The sequence below is a fragment of the Arthrobacter sp. Y3223164 genome, assembly GCF_059091005.1.
The window spans coordinates 1-4225 of sequence record NZ_JBNHGF010000247.1; the positions used below are offsets into that span (position 1 = coordinate 1).

Sequence of the window (4225 nt, forward strand, 5' to 3'; positions counted from 1 at the left end):
ACGGCCGGCACGTGCCGCGAGGCCGTGCGGCTCATCCGGCGCGGGGCAGTGGCCCGCGGGACCCAGATCGACTGAGCGTCGGTAAGCGCAGGGCTAGGGGCCTAAACTACTGCTCCGCCGGCGTCCGGACTACTGCTCCGCCTGTGCCGGGGGAGGCCTCCGCCGCCACGTCCACGCCAGTCTCGTCCACCAGCTCCGCGCGGCGCCGCCCGGCGCCCTTGATGCCGAAGCGGTAGGCCACGAACAGCAGGGCGATCCACGCGCAGCCCACCAGCAGCGCCACACGAGTGTCCGGCATGATACCCAGCAGCACCACGATGAAGACCATGAACGCCAGCGCCAGGTAGGACGCCACAGGCCAGAACGGCACCGGGAATTCCGACGCCGGCAGCCCCTTCCGCGCAATCTCCCGCTTCATCGCGATGTGGGAGAGCAGGATCATCAACCAGACCCACACCGTGGCGAATGTCGCGATCGACGCAACGATCAGGAACAGGGACTCCGGCAGGAGCGCATTGAGCACGACGCCGGCCAGCAGCACCGCGGCCATCGTCGCCACCGTCATCCACGGCACCCCGTGCCGGGAGATCTTCGCGAAGGCCTTCGGCGCGTGGCCCTGCTCGGCCAGCCCGTACATCATCCGCCCGGCGCCGAACGTGTCGGAGTTGATGGCGGAAATGGCGGCGGTGATCACCACGGCGTTGAGGATGTGCGCGGCCGCCGGGATGCCCAGCATGTCGAAGATCTGCACGAACGGGCTGGTGGAGCCGTCGATCCGGTCCCACGGCGAGATCATCATCAGCACGGCCAGGGTGCAGACGTAGAAGAGCAGGATCCGCACCGGCACCGTGTTGATCGCGCCCGGGATCGCCTTCTTCGGGTTCTCCGCTTCGCCGGCCGTGATCCCGATGGTCTCGATTCCGCCGAACGCAAACATCACGATGGAGAAGGAGGCCAGCAGCCCCCAGAACCCGTTGGCGAAGAAGCCGCCGGACCCGAGCATGGTCTCCAGTCCCGGGTTGGCCCCGTCCGGCAGCCCGAAGCCGAAGATGATGATCGCGGCGCCGCCGACAATCATGGCGATGATCGCTGCGACCTTGACCAGCGACAGCCAGAATTCGGTCTCGCCGAACACCTTGACCTTGACCAGGTTCAGGGCGGCGATGAAGAACACGACGGCGAGGATCCAGATCCAGCGCGGCACCTCGGGGAACCAGAAACCCATGTAGATGCCGAACGCCGTCACGTCCGCGATCGCCACGATGGCCATCTCGAACGCGAACGTCCAACCGGTGATGAACCCCGCGAACGGGCCCAAGTAGCGGCTGGCGTACTGGCCGAACGACCCGGAGACCGGGTGCCGCACCGCCATCTCGCCCAGCGCCCGCATGACCAGGAAGACCGCGGCGCCGCCGATGGCATAGGCCAGCAGCACGGCTGGGCCGGCGGCCTGGATCGCGGCGGCCGAGCCGTAGAACAGGCCGGTGCCGATCGCGGAGCCGAGGGCCATGAAACGGATGTGGCGGACAGTCAGGCCACGCGCGAGCGCGGACGCGAATTGCGGCATGGGAGAAACAACCTTGCTGGAGGGAGACGGCCGGTCAAAAAAGCGGCCAGTCAATTCTACGCCCCGCCCGGAACCTTATCTGCCGTAGTCGACGTGCGCGCGGACGCTGTGGCCGTCGTCGCTGAGCCAGCCGCGGCTCTGCGCAAAGCCGATCATGCCGTCGAACTCCTTGGCCCACGACGGAGGTTGGGCGGCGCCGCTGGCCCGCAGCTGCGCCACGTCCAGCCAGGCATAGCCTGCGTCCACGGTGCCCAACCCGGCCGCTGCCAGCGTCTGGGCAACCTCCTGTTCGCCTAAGCCATCGGCGCGCACGGCGAGTTCGCGCAGGTTCTCCGGATCCTTGACGGCGGCGCCGTCCTCCCGGTCCACGTCCACAAACATCAGGCGGGGTTTCCTTCCGTGACGGGTGCCGTGGCGGCCTGCTGGCGCTCGGCGATGGTTTGGTCGGCCTTCGACCAATGGGTGGTCGGGACCTCCCGGATGATCACGGTGGTGTTCTGCGGCAGCGCGCCCACGGATTCTTCCGCGGCGCGGTGCAGGGCGCTCACGAGGTCCCGCAGTTGCTGCGGCGTACGACCCTCGGCAATCGATACGTCAATCAACGGCATGTCGTCCTCCTAGCTTCGCATCACGAACGGGTCCGCCACCGGGCCCTCGTCGGTGTTGATCCAAACGCTCTTCAGCCGCGTGTACTCATGCATGGACTCCATGCCGTGCTCGATGCCCACCCCGCTGTTCTTGAAACCCTGCCGCGGCGACATGGGCGACATCGCGCGATACGTGTTGACCCAGACCGTTCCGGCCTCCAGCCGCCGGCTCATCCGATGGGCTCGGGCCAGGTTCTGCGTCCAGACACCGGCCGCGAGCCCGTACTGGGTGTCGTTGGCCAGTTGCAGCACTTCTTCTTCGGTCTCGAACGGCATGATCGCCGCCACCGGGCCGAAAATCTCCTCGCGGACCACCCGCATGGAATTGTCGACGTCGGTGAGCACCGTGGGTGCGTAGAAGTAGCCGGGCAGCTCGACGTCCGGCCGCCCGCCACCAGTCAAGACAGTGGCGCCCTCGGAGACGCCCAGCTCCACGTAGGAGCCCACCTTCTCCTGCTGCGCGGCAAACGCCAGCGGTCCCAGTTCAGTGCTGTCCTGCAGCGGGTCGCCGATCACGATGCTCCCGGCCCGCTCGGCCACCCGTTCCAGCAGCTCGTCATAGATGGAACGGTGCGCAAAGACCCGGCTGCCCGCGATGCAGGTCTGGCCGGCCGCGGCAAAAATCCCGGCCACCACGCCCATGGCCGCATTGGCCACGTTGGCGTCCTCGAACACGATGTTGGGGCTCTTGCCGCCGAGCTCCAGGGTGGTGCCGATGAACCGGGACGCGGCGGACGCGGCGATCGCCGAGCCGGTGGCGGTGGACCCGGTAAAGGAGATCTTGGCGATCCCGGGATGGTCCACCAGTGCGGCGCCGGCTTCAGCACCCATGCCGGTGACTACGTTGACCACGCCGTCGGGGAAACCGGCCTCGGCGGCCAGCTCGGCCAGCCGCAGGACGGTCCGCGAGGTGTACTCGGAGGGCTTGATGACGATCGTGTTGCCGGCCGCCAGCGCCGGGGCGAGCTTCGACGTCGTCAGGGTCAACGGGGAGTTCCACGGCGTGATGGCACCGACCACGCCCAGCGGTTCGCGCTGCGTGTAGTTGAGGATCGCCGGGTTGGTGGTGGGAATCTGGCTGCCCTGCACCTTGTCCGCCAGGCCGGCGTAGTAATAGAAGTACTCCGGCAACGTGGCCAGCTGCCCGCGCATCTCGCGCAGCAGCTTGCCGTTGTCCTCGGTCTCCATCCGTGCCAGTTCCTCGGCGTTCTCACCCACCAGGTCGCCAAGCCGCCGCAGCAGGTGCCCGCGTTTGGTCTGGCTCAGGTCGCGCCAGAGCGGGTTCTCGAAGGCAGCCCGTGCAGCAGCGACCGCGCGGTCGACGTCGGCCTTGCTGCCGCGGGCGGCGGAGTAGAGGACCTCGAGCGTGGCGGGGTTGGTGCTCTCGAAGTAGGCGCCGTCGGCGGGGGCGCTCCAGCGGCCGTCGATGAAGTGGTTGTAGTTCCTAGTCATGGGTATCGTGACTCGATTCGTTGATGAAGTCGGTGATGAGGCGCGCCAATTCGGCCGGGCGCTGCACCGGGAGCATGTGGCGGGCCCCGGGCACGACGGCGGTGCGCGCCCCCGGGATGGCCTCGCCCAAACGGCGGGTCATCTCCGGGGTCGAGCCGGGGTCTTGGTCCCCGGTGACGGCCAGCGACGGCACGACAATGGCACCGAGTTCCGCGCCGATCTCGGCGTCCTCGGTAGCGAAGACCCTGTACGCGTGCAGGTACGACTGCTGGTCGTTGGCCAGCAGGGTCCGGCGAATGCCGTCCACTGTGGCGGCGTCGATCCCCGAACCGGCCGGGAACCAGCGCTCCATAGAGGCCTCGACGCTGCCTGGAAAGTCCGCCGCAGCGCTGTCCAGCCGGGACGCGACCGATGCAGCCTCCTGCGGAGTGCGCCGGCACACCGAGCTGACACTGGTCAGGGTAACCACGAGCTCGGGCCGGAACCGGGCCAAATGTTGCGCGACCAGAGCGCCCAGCGAGAAGCCCACCAGGTGCGCCCGCCCGGGCAGCCGCGACGC

General features: G+C 68.2%; 5 protein-coding genes. All 5 read right to left on the reverse strand.

The features are described from left to right. Positions 1 to 106 precede the first annotated feature (106 nt). A complete protein-coding gene (locus AC5RUJ_RS11875) occupies positions 107 to 1567 on the reverse strand; it encodes an amino acid permease (RefSeq protein ID WP_494127757.1) in 1461 nt (486 codons plus the stop codon). A gap of 75 nt (positions 1568 to 1642) precedes the next feature. Beyond that, positions 1643 to 1948, reverse strand: a complete 306-nt coding sequence (locus tag AC5RUJ_RS11880; protein ID WP_494127758.1) for a hypothetical protein — start codon at positions 1946 to 1948, stop codon at positions 1643 to 1645. Then, complete coding sequence (locus AC5RUJ_RS11885; protein ID WP_494013246.1) at positions 1948 to 2175, reverse strand: tautomerase family protein; 228 nt, start codon at positions 2173 to 2175, stop codon at positions 1948 to 1950. The genes AC5RUJ_RS11880 and AC5RUJ_RS11885 overlap by 1 nt, the downstream gene beginning before the upstream one ends. Positions 2176 to 2184: 9 nt before the next feature. After that, positions 2185 to 3666: an aldehyde dehydrogenase gene (locus AC5RUJ_RS11890; protein ID WP_494013245.1), complete on the reverse strand. Its 1482-nt coding sequence runs from the start codon at positions 3664 to 3666 to the stop codon at positions 2185 to 2187. Next, positions 3659 to 4225 (reverse strand): alpha/beta fold hydrolase (locus AC5RUJ_RS11895; protein WP_494155905.1); only part of this gene is annotated, 567 nt, incomplete at its 5' end. The genes AC5RUJ_RS11895 and AC5RUJ_RS11890, both read right to left, overlap by 8 nt.